The sequence below is a fragment of the Ewingella sp. S1.OA.A_B6 genome (assembly GCF_049889095.1).
Taxonomy (GTDB): domain Bacteria; phylum Pseudomonadota; class Gammaproteobacteria; order Enterobacterales; family Enterobacteriaceae; genus Ewingella.
In genome coordinates this window covers 21,829-42,723 of the sequence record NZ_JBLJFK010000010.1, presented here as the reverse complement: position 1 = coordinate 42,723, position 20,895 = coordinate 21,829, and the positions used below count along the sequence as shown (strand labels likewise).

Here is a 20,895-nt window from a genome sequence, read left to right as displayed (position 1 = left end):
ACCCCCTTGATGTAAAAGGATAGGGTATGTCAGAGCAGTTTTTATATTTCCTTCAGCAGATGTTTAACGGCGTGACGTTGGGCAGTACCTACGCGCTGATTGCCATCGGCTACACCATGGTTTACGGCATTATCGGTATGATCAACTTCGCCCACGGCGAGGTGTATATGATCGGCAGCTATGTCTCTTTTATTGTGATTGCGGCCCTGATGATGATGGGTATCGATGCTAGCTGGTTGCTGATCGGTGCCGGATTCATCGCCGCGATTGTCATCTCCAGTGCCTATGGCTGGAGCATTGAACGCGTGGCCTATAAGCCGGTGCGTAACTCCAAACGCCTTATTGCGCTGATCTCTGCCATCGGAATGTCGATATTCCTGCAAAACTATGTCAGCCTGACGCAGGGCTCGCGCGACCTGGCATTGCCAAGTTTGGTCACCGGTCAGTGGACACTCGGCGTCGCCAACGGTTTTGCGGCAACTATTTCGACCATGCAGCTGATTATCTGGGTGGTCACCTTTGTCGCGATGCTCGCGCTAACGCTGTTTATTCGTTATTCCCGCATGGGACGCGCATGCCGTGCTTGCGCCGAAGATCTCAAAATGGCCAGCCTGCTGGGTATTAGCACTGATCGCGTGATCTCACTCACCTTTGTCATCGGCGCCTTAATGGCTGCGGTAGCGGGTGTCCTGCTTGGGCAGTTCTATGGTGTGATTAATCCGTATATCGGCTTTATGGCCGGGATGAAAGCCTTTACCGCTGCAGTGCTTGGCGGCATCGGTAGCATTCCTGGGGCGATGATTGGCGGCCTGATTCTGGGTGTGGCCGAAGCGCTGACTTCAGCCTATCTCAGCACCGAATATAAAGACGTTGTCTCCTTTGCACTGCTGATTGTGGTGTTGTTGGTGCTGCCAACAGGTATTTTGGGCCGTCCGGAGGTTGAGAAAGTATGAAGCACCTCAATCTGTTCAACGCCCTGCTTTCTGCCTTCGTCTTACTGGTGCTGGCCTCTTTCATTATGGGGCTGAAACTCGGTCTTGATGGCACCAAACTGGTGGTCAACGGCGCCGGCGAAGTTCGTTGGATGTGGATTGGCATCGGCTGTGCTGTGGTGTTCGTGTTCCAGCTGTTTCGTCCGCTAGTGAGCAGCGGCCTGAAGAAAATCTCCGGTCCGGGCTGGGTTCTGCCGAGCTTTGATGGCTCCACGCCGAAGCAAAAACTGCTGGCGCTGCTGCTGATCATTGCCGCTATCGCCTGGCCGTTTATCGTGTCACGCGGGACAGTGGATATCGCCACGTTGACGCTGATCTACATTATGCTCGGTCTGGGCCTTAACGTCGTGGTCGGTCTCTCTGGATTGCTGGTGCTCGGTTACGGTGGTTTTTACGCTATCGGCGCTTACACTTACGCGTTGCTCAACCACTATTACGGTATCGGATTCTGGGAAGCGTTGCCGTTGGCGGGTTTGGTCTCGGCCGCTTTTGGTTTCCTGCTCGGTTTCCCGGTGCTGCGGCTGCGGGGCGACTATCTCGCCATCGTGACGCTCGGTTTCGGCGAGATAGTGCGTATTTTGCTGCTGAATAATACTGAAATTACCGGTGGGCCGAACGGTATCAGCCAAATCCCCAAACCGACGCTGTTTGGTCTGGAGTTCAGCCGTACACCGCGCGATGGCGGCTGGGATACCTTCAGCCATTTCTTTGGCCTGAACTATGACCCCAGCGACCGGATCATTTTCCTCTATCTGGTTGCGCTGTTGCTGGTGGTTGCCACGCTGTTTATCATCAACCGCCTGTTGCGTATGCCGCTCGGCCGTGCGTGGGAAGCGCTGCGTGAAGACGAAATTGCCTGCCGTTCACTGGGTCTGAATCCAACCCGCATCAAGCTGACCGCTTTCACTATCAGTGCCGCTTTTGCGGGTTTTGCCGGTACGTTGTTTGCAGCGCGTCAGGGTTTCGTCAGCCCGGAGTCTTTCACCTTCGTCGAGTCGGCTTTCGTACTGGCGATTGTGGTGCTCGGCGGTATGGGCTCGCAGTTTGCTGTAATTTTGGCGGCAATTTTGCTGGTGGTTTCCCGCGAGCTGATGCGTGACTTAAATGAATACAGCATGTTATTACTCGGCGCGTTGATGGTGCTGATGATGATCTGGCGTCCGCAAGGTTTGTTGCCGATGAAACGCCCACAGTTAAAACTTAAGTTATCGAAAAAACAGATTGCCGATCGGGGAGAGCAAGCATGAGTATGCAACCTCTGTTGTCAGTCGAAGGCCTGATGATGCGTTTCGGCGGTTTGCTGGCGGTGAATAACGTCGCGCTGAATCTCAGTCAGGGCGAAATCGTTTCGCTGATCGGCCCGAACGGCGCCGGTAAAACCACGGTGTTCAACTGCCTGACCGGTTTCTACAAACCCAGCGGTGGCACCATTAAACTCCGTGACCAGCATCTGGAAGGGTTGCCTGGGCAGAAAATTGCCCGCATGGGCATAGTGCGAACCTTCCAGCATGTGCGCCTGTTCCGTGAAATGACGGTGATTGAAAACCTGCTGGTGGCGCAACATCAGCATCTGAAAAGCGGCGTGCTGGCCGGTCTGCTAAAAACGCCGGGTTTTCGGCGCGCAGAGGCCGATGCGCTGGACAGAGCAGCCGACTGGCTGGAACGCGTTGGCTTACTCGAACTGGCTAACCGCCAGGCAGGGAATCTGGCCTATGGTCAACAGCGGCGACTGGAGATCGTCCGCTGCATGGTGACGCGGCCGGAAATTCTGATGCTCGACGAACCTGCTGCCGGGCTGAACCCACGTGAAACCGAAGAGCTGAACCAACTGATCGCTGAGCTGCGTAACCAGCACAAGGTATCGGTGCTGTTAATCGAACATGATATGAAGTTGGTGATGGGCATTTCGGACCGTATCTACGTGGTCAATCAGGGCACGCCGCTGGCGCAGGGCACTCCGGCAGAAATCCGTAACAATCCTGACGTGATCCGTGCGTATTTAGGCGAAGGATAAGGGGCAGAACACGATGTTGTCATTCAATCAGGTATCCGCCCATTACGGCAAAATTCAGGCGCTGCATGACGTCAGCCTTAACATCAATAAGGGTGAAATCGTTACGCTTATCGGCGCGAATGGTGCTGGGAAAACCACGCTGCTCGGCAGTTTATGCGGTGAACCGCGCGCCTCTCACGGTTCGATTATGTTCGAAGGTCAGGACATTACCCAGTGGCCGACGGCAAAAATTATGCGGGGGGATATCGCCATTGTGCCGGAAGGCCGACGGGTATTCTCACGCATGACGGTGGAAGAAAATCTGGCGATGGGCGGCTTCTTCGCCACCCGTGACCAGTATCAGGCGCGGCTTGTGAAAGTTTTCGAGCTTTTTCCCCGGTTGAAAGAGCGCAGGGCCCAGCGCTCCGGCACGATGTCCGGCGGCGAACAGCAGATGCTGGCGATTGGCCGTGCGCTGATGAGCCAACCACGTCTGTTACTGCTCGACGAGCCTTCGCTCGGCCTGGCGCCGATTATCATTCAGCAAATTTTTGACACCATACAGCAGCTGCGTGAAGAAGGCATGACCATCTTCCTGGTAGAGCAAAACGCCAATCAGGCGCTAAAGCTCGCTGACCGTGGCTACGTGCTGGAGAATGGTCACGTCGTGCTGGAAGACAGCGGCGCGGCGCTGCTGGCTAACGAAGCGGTACGCTCGGCGTATCTCGGCGCATAGCGGCGGCTGATTTCGCAAAAATTTACTGTAATATCTCCAAACCGCACGGCTGGCGCTTTGCGGTTTTTATTTTGTCGATAAATTAAAACGCTTACATTCTTATAACTTCGCAAATCATCAGGAACATTTCATGAACACAGAAGGTTTACTCGCTGCCCGTATGGTCAGGCTCAAAAGTTCAGCCATCCGGGAACTGCTGAAACATAGCAAAATGGAAGACGTTATTTCACTGGCGGGTGGTATTCCTTCTTCAGCGTTGTTCGATTTCGACGGCCTGCGTGAAGCAACACAGCTGGCGATCACCGAATATGCTGAGCATGCATTCCAGTACGGCCTGACCGAAGGCAGTCATACGCTGCGTGAGCGTATTGCTGAGCTTTGCGAGGAGCGTGGCGTGGTGGCAAACGCGGACGATATCGTGGTCACCGCCGGTTCCCAGCAGGCGCTGGATCTGGTGATGCGTGCGGTTGTAGATCCGGATGATATTTTCGTGGTGGAACGTCCGACTTACCTGGCCGCATTGCAGACACTGGAACTGGCCGAAGCGCAGATTCTGTCCGTCGGTTCTGACGGCGATGGCATGATTGTCGATGAACTGGCTGAATTGCTGAAAACTTGCAAAATCAAAGGCGTGTACTTGGTGCCGACGTTCGGCAATCCGAGCGGCGTGACCCTGAGCCGTGCCCGTCGCGAGCAACTGGTGAAACTGGCGGCAAAGTACGAATTCCTGATTGTGGAAGATGATCCGTACGGCGAGTTGCGTTTCACCGACGAACGCCAGCCGACATTGTTCGCATTGTCCAAAGCGCTGTTCGGAAACACCGACAACATCATCTATACCTCGACGTTCTCCAAAATTCTGGCACCGGGCTTGCGTCTGGGCTGGGTGATCATGCCGCAATGGCTGCTGCATAAAGTCGCGATCATCAAACAGGCGGCGGATTTACACGCCAGCGCGCTGTCTCAGTCAGTGGCCGAATGCTATCTCGGTCTGAACCGCATGGCTGCACAGGTCGAAAAAATCCGCGCAGCCTATAAGAAAAAATGTGCTGTACTGGCGCAACTGCTGGAAAGCGAACTCGGTGATGTGCTGACGTTTGAATATCCGAAAGGCGGCATGTTCTTGTGGGTGCGTTTCCGCGAGCCGCGTAACTCCGCTGAGTGGATGAAAAAGACGCTGGAACAGGGCGTGGTATTTGTTCCCGGTGAGTATTTCTTTGCCGACAATCCCGATCACTCTACGTTCCGCTTGTCATTCGCCACGGCCACTGAAGAACAAATGCAGGAAGCGGTTGCCCGTCTGAAGCGCGCTTTATAATCTCTAAGGCGTATTGCGCCCGCAATACGCCCTTGTTCTGGTCCAGTAAAAGTTGCCATCTGTTCGTCACCTTTGCTTCACCTCTCTGTAACGCTAATGTCATTTAACGTTTATTTTTCTGTCATTTGTGCATGTCATGTTAGCTCCCGAAGCAGAAATCCTTGCACCACTGACATCACATCAGCCCTCTTCAGGAGACAAGCATGCTTAAGCACGCTGTTACAAAAACGACACTTTGCATCGCACTGGCATTCGCATTCAGCACCCAGGCGATGGCGGTTACGGAAATTCCTTTCTGGCATTCAATGGACGGCGAGTTAGGCAAAGAAGTGAATTCACTGGCGGACCGTTTTAACCAAACCCACCCGGACTTCAAAATTGTGCCTGTCTACAAAGGCAAATACGACGAGAGCCTGGCCGCAGGTATCGCCGCGTACCGCACCGGCAAAGCCCCCGCTATTTTGCAGGTTTACGAAGTGGGCACCGCCACCATGATGGCGAGTAAAGCCATTATGCCAGTTTACGAAGTGTTTGCGGATGCGGGCCTCAAGCAAGACCCTTCTCTGTTCGTGCCGACCGTCTCAGGTTACTACTCAGATTCTAAAGGCCGCCTGCTTTCGCAGCCTTTCAACAGCTCCACCCCCGTGCTGTACTACAACAAAGATGCCTTCAAAAAAGCGGGCCTGAACCCGGATCAGCCGCCAAAAACCTGGCAGGACATGGCCACCTATACTGAAAAACTGCGTCAATCGGGTGTCAAGTGTGGTTACGCCAGCGGCTGGCAGGGCTGGATCCAGATTGAGAACTTCAGCGCCTGGAATGGTCTGCCGGTCGCGACGAAAAACAACGGTTTTGATGGTACTGACGCCGTTCTGGAATTCAACAAACCGGAGCAAATCAAGCACATTCAGATGTTGCAGGACATGAACAAGAAGGGTGATTTCACCTATTTTGGTCGTAAAGATGAATCTACCGCTAAGTTCTATAACGGCGATTGTGCGATGACCACTGCATCGTCCGGTTCACTGGCCGATATCCGCCAGTACGCCAAATTCAACTACGGCGTAGGCATGATGCCTTACGACGCTGACGCGAAGGGCGCGCCACAAAACGCCATCATCGGCGGTGCCAGCCTGTGGGTGATGAACGGCAAAGACAAAGCCACCTATAAGGGTGTTGCAGAGTTCCTGCAATTCTTGACTACGCCGGCCATCGCGGCTGAGTGGCACCAGAAAACCGGTTATCTGCCAGTGACCACCGCTGCGTATGAGTTGACCAAGCAGCAGGGCTTCTACGAGAAGAACCCAGGTTCTGACGTGGCCACCCGCCAGATGCTGAACAAGCCACCGTTACCGTTCACTAAAGGTCTGCGTCTGGGCAATATGCAACAGATTCGTGCCGTCGTGGATGAAGAGCTGGAAAGCGTATGGAGCGGTAAGAAAACGGCCAAGGAAGCACTGGATAGCGCAGTGCAGCGCGGGAATGTATTACTACGTCGTTTCGAAGCTTCTACTAAATAGTTAACGGCTACTGCGCTTCGCCATTCTGGGATTGGGCAGTGCTCGCTCTCCTCATGGACTGTGTGTCCACTCGGGGAGCTGTGCGCTGTCCGCGCCCAGACTGGCTTTGCTCGCTACGCCTCATGCAGAGTGGCCTGCCTTTTGTCTCATCGCATCAACGAGTAAACCATTATGAGTTCACACCGTACCGGTTTTGGTTGCAGCTGGTTACCCTACGCGCTGGTTTTGCCCCAGTTGCTGATCACCGCGATATTCTTCCTGTGGCCAGCGGGTCAGGCGCTGTGGTATTCGGTACAGACGCTTGATCCTTTCGGCTTATCCAGTCAGTTTGTCGGCCTGAGCAATTTTGAGCAGCTGTTTCAGGACCCGTACTATCTCGAGTCTTTCTACACCACGCTGAAATTCAGCTTTATGGTGGCGTTTATCGGCCTTGCCGTTTCCCTGTTCTTTGCCGCCCTTGTGGACCACGTGGTGCGTGCCAGCCGGATTTACCAGACGCTGATGATTCTCCCTTATGCCGTGGCACCGGCCGTTGCCGCCGTGCTGTGGATGTTCCTGTTTAGCCCCGGCCTGGGCCTTATCACACACTTCCTTGGCTCGATAGGCTACAACTGGAACCACGCGCAGAATAGCGGCCAGGCGATGTTCCTGGTGGTGCTGGCGTCGGTCTGGAAACAAGTCAGCTACAACTTCCTGTTCTTCCTTGCCGCGCTGCAATCTATTCCTAAATCACTGGTAGAAGCGGCGGCTATTGACGGCGCCGGGCCGGTGAGACGTTTCTTTAATCTGGTGCTGCCGCTGATTTCACCGGTCAGTTTCTTTCTGTTGGTGGTCAATCTGGTGTACGCCTTCTTCGATACCTTTCCGGTTATCGATGCGGCGACCGGCGGCGGTCCGGTACAGGCGACTACCACACTGATTTATAAAGTTTATCGGGAAGGTTTCGCCGGCCTGGATCTCTCCAGCTCTGCGGCACAGTCGGTAGTACTGATGATGCTGGTTTGCGGCCTGACGTTTATTCAGTTCCGTTTCATCGAACGTAAGGTGCGTTACCAATGATTGAGAACCGCAGAGGGCTGGATATTTTCAGCCATATCATGCTGATCCTCGGCGTGCTGGTGATTTTATTTCCGCTGTATGTGGCGTTTGTCGCCGCTTCGCTGGACATCCAACAAATTCACCAGGTCCCGATGAGCCTGATCCCCGGCACCCATTTGTGGGAGAACATCCGTACCATCTGGACGCAGGGCGTGGGTGATGGCAGCCCGGCGTTTGGCCGTATGCTGATCAACAGTTTTATCATGGCGATAGTGATCACCATCGGTAAAATTTCAGTGTCGATGCTCTCTGCCTACGCCATTGTCTATTTCCGTTTTCCGTTGCGTAACCTGTTCTTCTGGCTGATTTTCCTCACGTTGATGCTGCCGGTGGAAGTGCGTATTTTCCCGACCATTCAGGTGATCGCCAACCTCAATATGCTCGACAGCTACACCGGCCTGACGCTGCCATTGATGGCCTCGGCAACCGCCACGTTCCTGTTCCGCCAATTCTTTATGACCCTGCCGGATGAACTGCTGGAAGCGGCGCGTATCGACGGTGCAGGCGCGATGCGCTTTTTCTGGGACATCGTACTGCCGTTGTCAAAAACGAACCTGGCAGCGCTGTTCGTCATCACCTTTATTTACGGCTGGAACCAATATTTGTGGCCGATTCTGATCACCAGCGATGCCTCGATGGGCACGGCGGTGGCAGGAATCAAAAGTATGATCTCTTCCGGCGACGGTTCCACCCAGTGGAATCAGGTGATGGCAGCGATGATTTTGACTTTATTGCCCCCGCTTGCGGTGGTGCTCCTGATGCAGCGCTGGTTTGTGCGCGGTCTGGTAGACAGTGAGAAGTAATGCGAAATGGCTAATTTAAAATTACAGGCAGTGACTAAATCCTATGACGGTAAAAATCAGATCATTCAGAGCATCGATCTGGACGTCGCGGATGGCGAATTTATTGTGATGGTCGGCCCGTCAGGCTGTGGTAAGTCAACACTGTTGCGCATGGTGGCTGGGCTTGAGCGCACGACCAGCGGTGATATCTACATTAACGATCAGCGCGTCACCGAGATGGAGCCGAAAGATCGCGGCATCGCTATGGTGTTTCAGAACTACGCGCTCTATCCGCACATGAGCGTGTTCGACAACATGGCGTACGGCCTGAAAATCCGTGGCTTCGGCAAAGCGCAGATCTTGGCTCGCGTCGAAGAAGCGGCACGTATTCTGGAGCTTGGCCCGCTGCTGAAACGTAAACCACGCGAGCTGTCTGGCGGTCAGCGTCAGCGTGTGGCAATGGGCCGCGCTATCGTGCGAGAACCGGCGGTATTCCTGTTTGATGAACCCTTGTCTAACCTCGATGCCAAACTGCGCGTGCAGATGCGCCTCGAGCTGCAGCAGTTGCACCGTCGCCTGCGCACCACCAGTTTGTACGTGACGCACGATCAGGTTGAAGCCATGACGCTGGCCGAGCGCGTGATTGTGATGAACAAAGGCGTGGCCGAGCAGATCGGCACGCCGTCTGAAGTTTACCGTCGCCCGGCGACGCTGTTTGTCGCCAGCTTCATTGGCTCTCCGGCCATGAATCTGCTGCCAGGCCAGCTTGCCAGCGATGGTACGTCGCTGGTTATGGAAGGTGGCTTCGAATTACCGCTGCCGATGCCGCGCCCTGAGTGGGGCGGCCGTGAGCTGACCGTTGGGATACGGCCTGAACATATTCAGCTATCTGATGATCCGCAGACCGGCATCCCACTTAACCTCACCATGCTGGAACTGCTGGGTGCCGACAACCTGGCGCATGGCAAATGGGCGGGCAGTGGTGTGGTGGTGCGGCTCAATTATGAAGTCTGCCCGGAGCCGGGCACCGAGTTACGTTTGGTTTTGCCGCCGAACGCGCTACACTTTTTCGATTCACACAGCGGCTCACGAATGGAGTAAAACATGTCAATCTGGCCTTATCCTCGGATTGTAGCGCATCGCGGCGGCGGTTCGCTGGCACCGGAAAATACCCTTGCTGCCATCGATATGGGCGCGAAATACGGTCATACCATGATTGAATTCGACGCCAAACTGGCGCAGGACGGAGAAATCTTTCTGCTGCATGACGATACCCTGAACCGCACCAGCAATGGCTGGGGCGTGGCGGGTGAACTGAGCTGGAGCAAGCTGAACGAACTGGACGCAGGCGGCTGGTACAGTGCGGCATTCAAAGGCGAGAAGTTGCCGACGCTGGCAGAAGTCGCCCGGCGCTGCGCGCATTATCAGATGATGGCGAATATCGAGATCAAGCCGACCACGGGTACCAATGTCGAAACCGGTACGCAGATAGCACTGTCTGCCCGTGAATTGTGGAAAGATCACGCTGCGCCGCCGCTGCTCTCCTCGTTCGAGTTTGACGCGCTGATGGCGGCCAAAAAAGCCGCGCCTGAGTTGCCGCGTGGACTGTTGATCGACCAATGGCAAGATGACTGGGAAGTGCTGACCGACGAACTGGAGTGCGCGTCGTTGCACCTCAATCACAAAGTGCTGACCGAAGCGCGCGTTAAGGCGCTCAAGGACGCCGGTTTGCATATTCTGGTTTACACGGTCAATAAACCCGAGCGCGCGCGCGAACTGCTCCGCTGGGGCGTGGATTGCATCTGCACTGACAATATTGATGTGATCGGGCCGGACTTTGTCTGAGTCAATCGCCTGAATGCACCGCACTGAAAAGGGGTATCTCTTATGGGATATCCCGGTGATACCTTTCTTGTATTAATTTCTTTGAAATTCTCCCTGTTTTGACCTTGCTTCATACTCATCTCTTATTCTGAGGAGAGACGAAGATGCAAATAAGAACATTAGGTAGAGAATTACGCGTATCGGCGATGGGCTTTGGTGCAATGGGGCTGAGTGAGTTCTACGGTGAGGCCAACGATACGCATTCACTCGAAGTACTGAAAACGGTGATCGACACTGGCGTTAACATGATCGACACCGCTGACGTTTACGGTCGCGGACACAACGAACGGTTGATCGGACATTTTCTGGCTACGCTGAAAAACGCTCAGCGTGAACAAATAAAAATCGCCACTAAATGTGGTATCGACCGCCCAGTTGACGCCTCCTACGAACGCAACATCAACAACCAGCCTGATTACATTCGCCAATGCTGTCATACGTCTTTGCAGCGTTTAGGCGTGGAACGTATTGATCTCTATTACCTGCACCGGGTCAATCCTGATGCTTCCATTGAGGAGAGCATGTCTTGCCTGAGCGAACTGGTGAAAGAGGGCAAAATTGCTCACGTGGGGTTGTGTGAGGTCTCGGCCGCAACGCTCGAAAAAGCTCACCGTGTTCATCCGGTCGCCGCGTTGCAAACCGAGTATTCCGTATGGACGCGCGATATTGAACAGGACATTCTGCCGATGGCCATCAAATTAGGGATTGGTGTGGTGCCCTATTCACCGCTGGGACGTGGTTTCCTGACGGGGAAATACCTCAATAACAGCCATTTCTCTGAAGGGGATTTCCGTAAGAACAATGCCCGTTTCAGTGATGAGAATATGAAGTACAACACTCGCATCCTGGATGTTATTCAGCCCTTGGCCGAAAAATATCACTGCACATTGGGGCAAATCGCCCTAGCGTGGCTGTTGGCGCAATATGACCAGATTGTGCCGATCCCAGGGACCAAAAACAGTCAGTATGCGGTAGAAAATGCCGGTGCGGCTGATATTACGTTAAGCCCTGAAGATGTGGCGTTCATTAACGCGCTCAAAAACAGTATTGAAATTAAAGGCGAGCGTTACAGCCTCGAAGGCATGAAAGGCGTGAATGCTTAGCGTGGATACAAGCCATATTTGTGGCGTCAGGGGTTAATGGCCATGATGTGTCTGTACAGGTTGTTCTTCTGATATTGACTATTTCCTCTTTCTCTCTGGATCCAGGAAACATGACGCGGGAACTATGTATTGAACTATTTCAGCGAAAAATTACCTACAATCAAACAATTACAATGTTTTGTTGCTGTGGCTCATGAACTTAATTTTCGGCGGGCCGCCGAACGGATGCGCATGACTCAGCCCCCGCTGACCCGTCAGATTCAGTGTCTTGAAGAGATGATCGGCTGTCCGCTTTTTACCCGGAATACTCATCAGGTTCACTTAACTGAGGAAGGTTTGCGGTTACAGACTCAGGCAATACAACTGATTGAACAACTCTCACAGCTGGTCAAAAACCTTAAAGTAGAAAGCGGGAAAGTCAGAATTGGCGTGACCCGTGCTCTGGATTTCACGTTAATTCCCACCATTAATGCCTATTTGGAAAAATTGATAGATGCCGATGATGTTGCTGCTTATCAGCTGACCTCTAAGCAGTTATTACAACTTCTCGCCCGGGGAGACTTGGATATTGCGCTGACCGGGGAGAAGTCTTCACGTCATGATGATGAATTCGATTTCCACTGGCTGCATTGTGAGCCTTTGATGCTGGCTCTGCCTTCAACACATCCGGCAAGTATCAAGCACAGCCTGTCATTGCAGGACGTGGCAGATTTGCCACTGTATTGGTTCAGCCGCAGCGCAAACCCCTGCTTTTATGATAAGTGCGAAGGTTTTTTTGAAAAACTGCCTTGTGCCCTTAAGCGGAAATCAGAAGCGGATGACTCTTTGCTGACGCTGGCGAATATAGCCCGTGGAAAAGGGATGGCACTGATGCCTGAATCGATGTGTTTGTCGACGCGCGAAGGGTTATGTTACCGCAAACTTGACGAGCGGACAGCCCGGCAGCTGAATATTGATGTCTATTTAGTGGTGCGCAAAAATGAGCTGCGCGAAAATGTACTCAGAGCCGTGGAGCAGTTGATGCCGCTGGTCCCCGGCGCGCAGACTGAGCGGGTTTAAACCAAACCGGGCAAGCGAGGGATGGAAAAGACGCCGTTATGGCGTCTGATTTTACTTTTGCTGCAACAACTGATTATTCTGATTCAGCTGTTGGGTTTGCAGACGTTGCTGATCGTTTTGGATCTGCGAACGCAGCTTTAGCTGTTGCTGCTGCTGGCTGTTATTAATACCCTGCTGTAACTGGCGCTGTTGCAGCTGTGAGTTGGTCTGCTGCTGTTGCTGCATCCGTTGTTGCGACGGATTATTTAACAGCTGCTGTGCGCGGTCCGGTGGTGGGATCGTATTGGCCGCAGTGGCTTGTACGGCGAAAATCAGCGGCACTAAGGCCAAGAGTCCATAAGAACGTTTCATCAGAGTATCCTCCATTCAGTCATTCCTTAAGTCTACGCCATAGAACCGCACAGCGTGGAGGTTCGCAGCACGTAACGCTTAAAGCGTGTCCTGGCTCTCATTCGGTTTATTATTGTACAGAGGTAAACCTACTTTGCCCGTCGTACCTTTCCAACTTCCGTTACAATCAGCCATCTTCTTCATTTTCGGGCTTAACTTCGTGCCATTACTTATTATTACCACCATTTTATGGGCCTTTTCTTTTAGCCTGATTGGCGTCTATCTTGCCGGTCAGGTTGACAGCGTGTTTTCCGTACTGGTACGTCTGGGGCTGGCCGCGCTGATCTTCCTGCCGTTTCTGCGCTGGAAAGGGTATCCGGTTAAAACTCTGCTGATGTACATGGCGGTCGGCGCAATGCAGCTTGGCATCATGTATCTCATCAGCTTTGAGGCCTATTTGTACCTCTCGGTGCCGGAGTTCCTGCTTTTCACCGTAATGACGCCGCTGTACGTGACGCTGATCTATGACCTGCTCAGCGGCCGCAAAATCCGTATCGGCTATGCGTTGAGCGCGCTGCTGGCTGTCGCAGGTGCGGCAATCATCCGCTATGACCATATCAGCGAACATTTCATCATCGGATTGTTGCTGGTGCAGGCGGCGAATCTCTGCTTCGCGCTCGGGCAGGTGGGTTATAAGCGTCTGATGGAAACCCATCCGATGCCGCAGCATACGGCGTTTTCCTGGTTCTATCTTGGCGCACTGCTCTGCGCGGTGGTGGCGTGGTGCCTGTGGGGCAATCCGCAAAAACTACCGACCACTGAACTGCAATGGGGGATTCTGGTGTGGCTGGGGATTGGGGCATCGGGGCTGGGTTACTTCATGTGGAACTACGGCGCGACGCAGGTAGACGCCGGAACGTTGGGGATTATGAACAATTTTCACGTCCCGGCTGGGCTGCTGGTTAACCTGGCTATCTGGCAACAGCAACCACACTGGCTGAGTTTTATCCTCGGCGCTGCGGTGATTATGTCCTCACTGTGGGTGCACCGGCGTTGGGTCGTGCCGCATCGCGGACAAAAGGCAGATGATCGCAAGCGTGCTGCCGCGCAGAACGAATAAAAGCTTCAACCACCGGTTGACGCTGCTCTCCATCGCGCACGGCGGCGTACAACCGGCTCCATAAACCTTCGCCCAGGGTTTTTGTCACCACCAAACCCTGGCGCTCAAAACTTTCCACCACCCAGTGTGGTAACGCCGCAATCCCCATTCTCGCCGACACCATCTGAATCAATAATAAGGTGTTATCGACGCTTTTCAGCGACGGGCTGACGCCTGCCGGTTGCAGGAAATACCGCCAGATATCCAGACGTTGACGTTGAACCGGATAAATCATCAGCGTTTCTGTGCTGAGATCTTCCGGCATGATGACGGCTTTGGCGGCCAGCGGATGATCCGGTGCCAGCACCAGGCGTACTTCAAAATCAAACATCGGTGAATAGTGCAAACCACTGCGCGGCAGAATGTCGGAGGTCAGGACGATGTCGAGCTCGCCCTGTTGCAGCGCCGGTTGCGGGTCAAAGGTTACGCCGGACTTGAAGTCCATAAGGACCTGCGGCCAGTTGATACGAAAGTTATCCAGCGCAGGAGTCAGCCATTGAATACAGCTGTGACATTCAATGGCAATACGCAGTGATGTCTGATGCGGCTCAGTGCAGGCCTGTAGCGCCTGCTGGATTTGTGGCAAAACCTGTTCCGCCAGGTTCAGCATGATTTCACCCTGAGGTGTAAAGCGCAGTGGCTGGCTTTTACGCACAAACAGCCGAAAACCCAGGCGTTGCTCAAGGTCGCTGAATTGGTGCGAAAGAGCCGATTGGGTTTGGTGCAGCTGTGAAGCTGCGGCGGCCAGCGACCCGGTGTTGCGCAGAGCCTGCAACGTCCTGAGGTGTTTCAATTCGATCATGAGAGTCCTTCACTGTGCCATGAATAATTTGCGCTTGTGCAATATACAGTACCTGCGGATTATAGATGTGTAAACATCTGGACGGCTAAACAGGAATTTAAAAATGACCATATTGAATCATACCCTCGGTTTTCCACGTGTTGGTCTGCGTCGTGAGCTGAAGAAAGCACAAGAAAGCTATTGGGCAGGAAACTCTACTCAGGAAGAACTGCTGGCAACCGGCCGCGAACTGCGCGCTCGTCACTGGCAGCAGCAACAGGAAGCTGGCGTTGATTTGGTGCCAGTGGGCGATTTCGCCTGGTACGATCACGTACTGACCACCAGCCTGCTGCTGGGTAACGTGCCAGCTCGCCATCAGAATGCTGACGGTTCGGTCGATATTGATACCCTGTTCCGTCTGGGACGTGGCCGTGCACCAACCGGTAAACCGGCGGCGGCGGCTGAAATGACCAAATGGTTCAACACCAACTATCACTACATGGTGCCGGAGTTCGTGCAAGGCCAGCAATTCAAACTGACCTGGACACAACTGCTGGAAGAAGTCGATGAAGCGCTGGCGCTCGGTCATAAAATCAAACCTGTGCTGCTCGGTCCATTGACCTATCTGTGGCTGGGTAAAGTGAAAGGTGAGCAATTTGACCGTCTTTCTCTGATTAACGACATTCTTCCTATTTACCAGCAAGTGCTGGCCGAACTGGCAAAACGTGGCATCGAATGGGTGCAGATTGACGAGCCTGCGCTGGTGCTGGAACTACCGCAAGAGTGGCTGGATGCCTACAAACCGGCATATGAACAGTTGCAGGGCAAAACCAAACTGCTGCTGACCACCTATTTTGACAGCGTAGGCCACAACCTCGACACGATCCGTCAGTTGCCGGTTCAAGGCCTGCATATTGACGCGGTGGCCGGTCGTGATGACCTGCAAACCGTTATCAACGCACTGCCAAAAGAGTGGCTGATTTCACTGGGCGTGATCAATGGCCGTAACGTCTGGCGCGCCGATCTGAGCACCTGGTTTGACCGTCTGAAGCCGTTGGTTGAAGGCCGCAACGTCTGGATCGGCAGCTCCTGTTCACTGCTGCACAGCCCGATCGACTTAAGCGTTGAAAGTCGTCTGGATGAAGAAGTGAAAAGCTGGTTCGCGTTTGCGCTGCAAAAATGTGCGGAGCTTTCGCTACTGACTGAAGCACTGAACAACCCAACGGCTGAAGCACAGCAAAAACTGGCGAAATATAGCGCGCCAATCCTCGCCCGTCGCGAATCGACCCGGGTGAACAACGCCGCCGTCGGCAAACGCGTCGCCGCTATTACCGCTGCCGATATTGAGCGCCCGCACGTTTACACTCAACGTGCCGAAGCGCAGCGAGCGCGCTTCAAACTTCCGTCATGGCCGACCACGACCATCGGTTCATTCCCGCAAACTACTGAAATCCGTGGCCTGCGTCTGGACTTCAAACAGGGTCGCCTCGACGGTAAAAACTACCGTACCGGCATCAGTGAACATATCCGTCAGGCTATTAAAGAACAGGAGCGTCTGGATCTGGATGTTCTGGTGCACGGCGAAGCTGAACGTAATGACATGGTCGAATACTTCGGCGAACATCTGGACGGTTTTGTGTTCACGCAAAACGGCTGGGTACAGAGCTATGGCTCCCGCTGCGTCAAACCACCGGTGATTATCGGCGACGTCAGCCGTCCTGAAGCGATCACTGTTGAATGGGCGAAGTACGCACAGTCTCTGACTGAAAAACCAGTCAAAGGGATGCTAACCGGCCCGATCACCATTCTTTGCTGGTCCTTCCCGCGTGAAGATGTCAGCCGTGAAACCATCGCTAAACAAATTGCGCTGGCGCTGCGTGACGAAGTGGAAGATCTGGAAAAAGCCGGTATCGGCATCATTCAGATTGACGAACCGGCACTGCGCGAAGGCCTGCCGCTGCGTCAGTCTGAGTGGAATGCTTACCTGCGCTGGGCAGTAGATGCGTTCAAGTTGAACGCCGCGATTGCCAAAGATGACACGCAAATCCACACGCATATGTGTTATTGCGAGTTCAACGACATCATGGATTCGATTGCCGCGCTGGATGCGGACGTGATCACCATCGAAACCTCACGTTCTGATATGGATCTGCTGGAGTCCTTCAAAGACTTCGAATACCCGAATGAAATCGGACCCGGCGTTTACGATATTCACTCGCCAAACGTGCCAAGCGTTGAGTGGATTGAAGCCCTGCTGCGTAAAGCCGCCGACCGTATCCCGGCAGAGCGCCTGTGGGTTAACCCGGACTGCGGCCTGAAAACCCGTGGTTGGCCGGAGACCCGCGAGTCGCTGGAAAACATGGTCAAAGCCGCTAAACGTCTGCGCGCTGAGCAAATCTAGTGTGATGATATAAGCTTCATGTTGTGATGAAACCCAGGGGCGCTTCGGCGCTCCTTTTCTATGGTGTCGACGTGCAGTTATGTCGCGTGTTTGCAGTTTATGTCGCCGAGGAAAAGTTTGAACGGGAGTAGCAGGGTACGTTTGGGCAGTTTGATTTGGCCTAAGACAGAAAAAGCCCCGCCCGACATCGTATCTTCGGGGCTTCCATTGCTGGTTATGCCTTGACGCCATATTGAGCAAACCATCCAAGCATACGTTGCCAGCCATCGGCAGCCGCTTCCGGATCATAGCTTGCCCGGTAATCGGCGTTAAACGCATGTCCGGCTTGCGGGTACACCACAATTTCAGCTGTGGCATTAGCTGCCCGAATCGCCTGACGCATGGTTTCCACGTTCTCAAGGGAAATGCCCGAATCTTTACCGCCATACAGGCCCAACACGGGTGATGTCAGGTCTACCGCTTCATCAACCGGGTGGGTCGGCGTGGTCAGTGTTTTATCTCCCACCAATTTCCCGTACCAGGCCACACCGGCTTTTAGTTGCGGGTTGTGTGCTGCATAAAGCCAGGTTATACGTCCACCCCAGCAAAAACCGGTGATGGCCAGTTTTGAAGCGTCCCCGCCGTGTTGCGAAGCCCAATGCGCGGTGTGGTCAAGATCGGACAACACCTGCTGATCGGGTACTTTACCTACCACTTTGCTGATGATGTCGCTGATTTCAGTGTAGTCGCGCGGATCGCCCTGGCGAAAGTAGAGCTCAGGCGCGATGGCCATATAACCTTGTTTCGCCAGCCGACGGCACACATCCTGGATGTGCTCATGCACACCGAAAATCTCCTGCACCACCAAAACAACGGGCAATTTCCCTGTGTAGTTTTCAGGACGCGCCAAATAGGCCGGCATGTCCTCACCCTGAGATGGAATGTTGGTCTGACCGGCATGCAGCCCTTCGGCATCTGTGTGTACCGTGGTGCTGGCGACAGGCGTCACGGCCGGTGCGAAGCTGGTCGGAGCTTGTTTTACTTGCGGTGCAGGCACAGGTAAATCGTCATTCTTCATGTGGGTCTCCATACTTTTCTTATGAAATGAGTCGAGCTGTTGTTTTTAAACTATAGCCATAAACCCGGCACGGCAAGGTAGAAGACATGTCCTATAGTTAGGTGTTGAGGATAAAAAGTCTTAAGACTGAGGCTCAGAACTGAAAGCGAAGACGACGAACCTGTCGTCGTGACAACGCTCGTTGTGAAACGGAATGTTAAAGGAGTTCAATTCAATGTCGAAATCAGCCCCGAAAAAGAAAAGTGAGCAGAAACCGGTTAACCGCGCCCCCGCCACGGGCATATCGTCATCACAGCCTGGATTGGGAAGTCTGGCACCTGCGGATGGTTCTCATAAAGTGACGGCAAAACCTACTCCGCCGGGCAAAGAGCCGACGGCTTCGGGTAGCGCCAAAAGCCCGAAAAACACCAACGCTAAACTGATGGCACTGGATATTCACCGTAAAAAGGGTGAGAAGCACGCTCTGACCACGGATCAAGGTACCAAAATATCCGATGATCAAAATTCATTAACGGCAGGTAGCCGTGGTCCGACGCTGCTCGAAGATTTCATCCTGCGCGAAAAAATCACCCACTTTGACCATGAGCGCATTCCTGAGCGTATTGTCCATGCCCGCGGAGCCGCCGCTCATGGTTATTTCCAGCCCTATCGCAGTCTGTCAGATGTGTCTAAGGCTGATTTTCTTTCCGATCCAAATAAGAAAACGCCGGTCTTTGTGCGCTTCTCTACGGTTCAGGGATCGCGAGGTTCGGCAGATTCCGTGCGCGATATACGTGGCTGGGCGACTAAATTTTACACCGAGGAAGGCGTTTACGACTTAGTCGGCAACAATACTCCGGTGTTCTTTATCCAGGATGCGCATAAATTCCCAGATTTCGTCCATGCAGTGAAACCCGAGCCGCATAATGAGATCCCGCAGGGCGCCAGCGCGCATGACAGTTTCTGGGATTACGTATCGCTGCAACCTGAAACCTTGCATAACGTCTTTTGGGCCATGTCCGACCGCGGTATTCCTCGCAGCTACCGGACAATGGAAGGCTTTGGCATCCACACTTTCCGTTTTGTGAATGCCAAAGGGAAATCAACCTTCGTACGTTTTCATTGGAAACCGCTGGCCGGAAAGGCCTCTCTGCTGTGGGATGAAGCGCAGAAGCTGGCCGGGAAAGATGCTGATTTCCACCGCCGCGATCTCTGGGAAGCCATCGAAGCCGGGGATTACCCGGAGTATGAACTCGGTGTGCAGTTGATCCCTGAGGAGGACGAGTTCAAATTTGACTTCGATCTGCTCGATGCCACAAAACTGATCCCCGAGAAGCTGGTGCCGGTAGAACTGGTCGGCAAGATGGTTCTTAACCGTAACCCTGATAACTATTTTGCTGAAACTGAACAGGTCGCCTTCCATCCTGGGCATGTTGTGCCTGGTATTGATTTCAGTAATGACCCGTTGTTGCAGGGACGTCTCTTCTCTTATACCGATACGCAAATCAGCCGTTTAGGCGGGCCGAATTTCCATGAGATCCCGATCAACCGGCCCACCTGCCCGTATCATAATTTCCAGCGCGACGGCATGCATCGGCAGGATATCGACACCAACCCCGCTAACTATGAGCCGAATTCGCTCAACGATAACTGGCCTCGTGAAATACCCCCGGCTGCGAAAGGTGGTGGTTTTGAGAGTTACCATGAGCACATTGATGGCGATAAAATACGCCAGCGGAGTGAGTCATTTGCTGAGTTCTACTCTCAGCCACGGCTGTTCTGGCTAAGTCAGACACCTGTTGAACAGGACCACATTGTTGCGGCATTCTCTTTCGAACTCTCCAAAGTGGCACGTGCTTATATTCGTGAACGGGTAGTCGATTTGTTGACGCATATTGATGTGCAGCTAGCGGAGAAAGTGGCGAACAATCTGGGAATTAACCTCAGTGACGATGCGCTGAAAACCCAGCCACCGAAACCGGTAAATGGACTGGATAAAGATAGTTCCCTCAGTCTGTATGCCAGCGGTAAAGGCGTTATTAAAGGGCGCCAGGTGGCGATTTTGCTCAGCGATGGTGTCAATGCTGCGGACGTGCTCAATGCTTTGCAGGCTTTACAGGCGGCCGGCGTGCATCCAAAACTACTCGCCAGTCACCTAGGGGAAGTCGTGGCTGATGATGGTTCAACTTTATCGGTTGACGCCACGTTTGCCGGTTCTCCTTCTATTACCGTGGATGCATTACTTGTGCCGCATGGCCACATTGATGCGCTGCTAATGAGTGGTGATGCGCGGCATTACGTGCTGGAAGCCTATAAGCATCTCAAAGTGGTTGGCCTGAGCGGTGACGCCCGTCGTTTCAAATCCTTGCTGGGCCTGGAGGATGGAGTGGCTGAGGAAGGGGTAGTTGAAGGTGAGAAAGCCGAAGGTGCGCTGCTGGAGACTTTCCTCGCTGATATGTTTAAACACCGCATCTGGTCACGCAGTGTAAAAGCTGAGGGCGTCCCCGCCTAGATAGTTAACGTCACTACGTGCTTTAAAACAGGCATTGGCTGGTAACGGGCAATGCCTTTGCATTTTTCAGGGCATATAGAAAAAACGTAATAGTATTAATAATCACCAAATTAGGCCTTTGTTGTGATATTTATCACACTTTAAATGTACGCACTGATTTTGTTGTTACATCGTAGTGATCCTCATCACGA

General features: G+C 53.4%; 18 protein-coding genes. 15 read left to right on the top strand and 3 right to left on the bottom strand.

Translation table 11 applies throughout. The annotated features are described in order from the left end of the window. The first annotated feature begins 26 nt into the window (after nt 1-26). The 12 genes from livH to ACMV8I_RS16410 all read left to right on the top strand — a co-directional run bounded on the left by livH (nt 27) and on the right by ACMV8I_RS16410 (nt 12,485). The gene (gene livH, locus ACMV8I_RS16465; RefSeq protein WP_463739123.1) at nt 27-953 is read left to right on the top strand and encodes a high-affinity branched-chain amino acid ABC transporter permease LivH; all 927 of its coding nucleotides are present in this window, start codon (nt 27-29) and stop codon (nt 951-953) included. After that, on the top strand, nt 950-2,239 hold the full coding sequence (locus ACMV8I_RS16460; protein WP_498866290.1) for a high-affinity branched-chain amino acid ABC transporter permease LivM: 1,290 nt from the start codon (nt 950-952) through the stop codon (nt 2,237-2,239). The genes livH and ACMV8I_RS16460 overlap by 4 nt, the downstream gene beginning before the upstream one ends. Then, nucleotides 2,236-3,006, top strand: coding sequence for a high-affinity branched-chain amino acid ABC transporter ATP-binding protein LivG (gene livG, locus ACMV8I_RS16455; RefSeq protein WP_498866289.1), 771 nt, complete (start codon nt 2,236-2,238; stop codon nt 3,004-3,006). The genes ACMV8I_RS16460 and livG overlap by 4 nt, the downstream gene beginning before the upstream one ends. A gap of 13 nt (nt 3,007-3,019) precedes the next feature. After that, the gene (gene livF / locus ACMV8I_RS16450; RefSeq protein ID WP_498866288.1) at nt 3,020-3,721 is read left to right on the top strand and encodes a high-affinity branched-chain amino acid ABC transporter ATP-binding protein LivF; all 702 of its coding nucleotides are present in this window, start codon (nt 3,020-3,022) and stop codon (nt 3,719-3,721) included. Nucleotides 3,722-3,851: 130 nt separating this feature from the next. Next, entirely contained in the window at nt 3,852-5,039 is a 1,188-nt protein-coding gene (locus ACMV8I_RS16445; protein WP_498866287.1) for an aminotransferase-like domain-containing protein, read from the top strand. A gap of 203 nt (nt 5,040-5,242) precedes the next feature. Beyond that, nucleotides 5,243-6,559: a sn-glycerol-3-phosphate ABC transporter substrate-binding protein UgpB gene (ugpB, locus tag ACMV8I_RS16440; protein WP_498866286.1), complete on the top strand. Its 1,317-nt coding sequence runs from the start codon at nt 5,243-5,245 to the stop codon at nt 6,557-6,559. A gap of 171 nt (nt 6,560-6,730) precedes the next feature. Continuing rightward, a complete protein-coding gene (gene ugpA / locus ACMV8I_RS16435; RefSeq protein WP_498866285.1) occupies nt 6,731-7,618 on the top strand; it encodes a sn-glycerol-3-phosphate ABC transporter permease UgpA in 888 nt (295 codons plus the stop codon). Next, nucleotides 7,615-8,460, top strand: a complete 846-nt coding sequence (gene ugpE, locus ACMV8I_RS16430) for a sn-glycerol-3-phosphate ABC transporter permease UgpE (RefSeq protein WP_498866284.1) — start codon at nt 7,615-7,617, stop codon at nt 8,458-8,460. Before ugpA ends, ugpE begins: the two co-directional genes overlap by 4 nt. 6 nt (nt 8,461-8,466) lie before the next feature. Next, on the top strand, nt 8,467-9,540 hold the full coding sequence (locus ACMV8I_RS16425) for a sn-glycerol-3-phosphate import ATP-binding protein UgpC (RefSeq protein ID WP_498866283.1): 1,074 nt from the start codon (nt 8,467-8,469) through the stop codon (nt 9,538-9,540). A gap of 3 nt (nt 9,541-9,543) precedes the next feature. Beyond that, on the top strand, nt 9,544-10,284 hold the full coding sequence (gene ugpQ, locus ACMV8I_RS16420; RefSeq protein WP_498866282.1) for a glycerophosphodiester phosphodiesterase: 741 nt from the start codon (nt 9,544-9,546) through the stop codon (nt 10,282-10,284). A gap of 143 nt (nt 10,285-10,427) precedes the next feature. Beyond that, a complete protein-coding gene (locus ACMV8I_RS16415; RefSeq protein ID WP_498866281.1) occupies nt 10,428-11,426 on the top strand; it encodes an aldo/keto reductase in 999 nt (332 codons plus the stop codon). Nucleotides 11,427-11,555: 129 nt separating this feature from the next. Further along, a complete protein-coding gene (locus ACMV8I_RS16410) occupies nt 11,556-12,485 on the top strand; it encodes a LysR family transcriptional regulator (RefSeq protein WP_498866280.1) in 930 nt (309 codons plus the stop codon). A gap of 51 nt (nt 12,486-12,536) precedes the next feature. On the opposite strand, the gene ACMV8I_RS16405 is transcribed toward ACMV8I_RS16410, so the two are convergent. Beyond that, nucleotides 12,537-12,836, bottom strand: coding sequence for a DUF2756 domain-containing protein (locus ACMV8I_RS16405; protein WP_498866279.1), 300 nt, complete (start codon nt 12,834-12,836; stop codon nt 12,537-12,539). A gap of 199 nt (nt 12,837-13,035) precedes the next feature. Between ACMV8I_RS16405 and ACMV8I_RS16400 the strand changes: the two genes are divergently transcribed. Next, nucleotides 13,036-13,935, top strand: coding sequence for a carboxylate/amino acid/amine transporter (locus tag ACMV8I_RS16400; RefSeq protein WP_498866278.1), 900 nt, complete (start codon nt 13,036-13,038; stop codon nt 13,933-13,935). Here ACMV8I_RS16400 and metR read toward each other — a convergent pair. Beyond that, nucleotides 13,841-14,776 carry an HTH-type transcriptional regulator MetR gene (gene metR / locus ACMV8I_RS16395; protein ID WP_498866277.1) on the bottom strand — a complete coding sequence of 312 codons (936 nt, stop codon included), beginning with the start codon at nt 14,774-14,776 and terminating at the stop codon, nt 13,841-13,843. The genes ACMV8I_RS16400 and metR overlap by 95 nt on opposite strands. A gap of 103 nt (nt 14,777-14,879) precedes the next feature. Here metR and metE point away from each other — a divergent pair, with 103 nt between their 5' ends. Continuing rightward, nucleotides 14,880-17,156: a 5-methyltetrahydropteroyltriglutamate--homocysteine S-methyltransferase gene (gene metE / locus ACMV8I_RS16390; protein ID WP_498866276.1), complete on the top strand. Its 2,277-nt coding sequence runs from the start codon at nt 14,880-14,882 to the stop codon at nt 17,154-17,156. Nucleotides 17,157-17,370: 214 nt separating this feature from the next. On the opposite strand, the gene ACMV8I_RS16385 is transcribed toward metE, so the two are convergent. Continuing rightward, the gene (locus ACMV8I_RS16385) at nt 17,371-18,213 is read right to left on the bottom strand and encodes a dienelactone hydrolase family protein (RefSeq protein WP_498866275.1); all 843 of its coding nucleotides are present in this window, start codon (nt 18,211-18,213) and stop codon (nt 17,371-17,373) included. A gap of 214 nt (nt 18,214-18,427) precedes the next feature. Here ACMV8I_RS16385 and katE point away from each other — a divergent pair, with 214 nt between their 5' ends. Then, the gene (gene katE, locus ACMV8I_RS16380; protein WP_498866274.1) at nt 18,428-20,704 is read left to right on the top strand and encodes a catalase HPII; all 2,277 of its coding nucleotides are present in this window, start codon (nt 18,428-18,430) and stop codon (nt 20,702-20,704) included. The last annotated feature ends 191 nt before the right edge of the window (nt 20,705-20,895 follow it).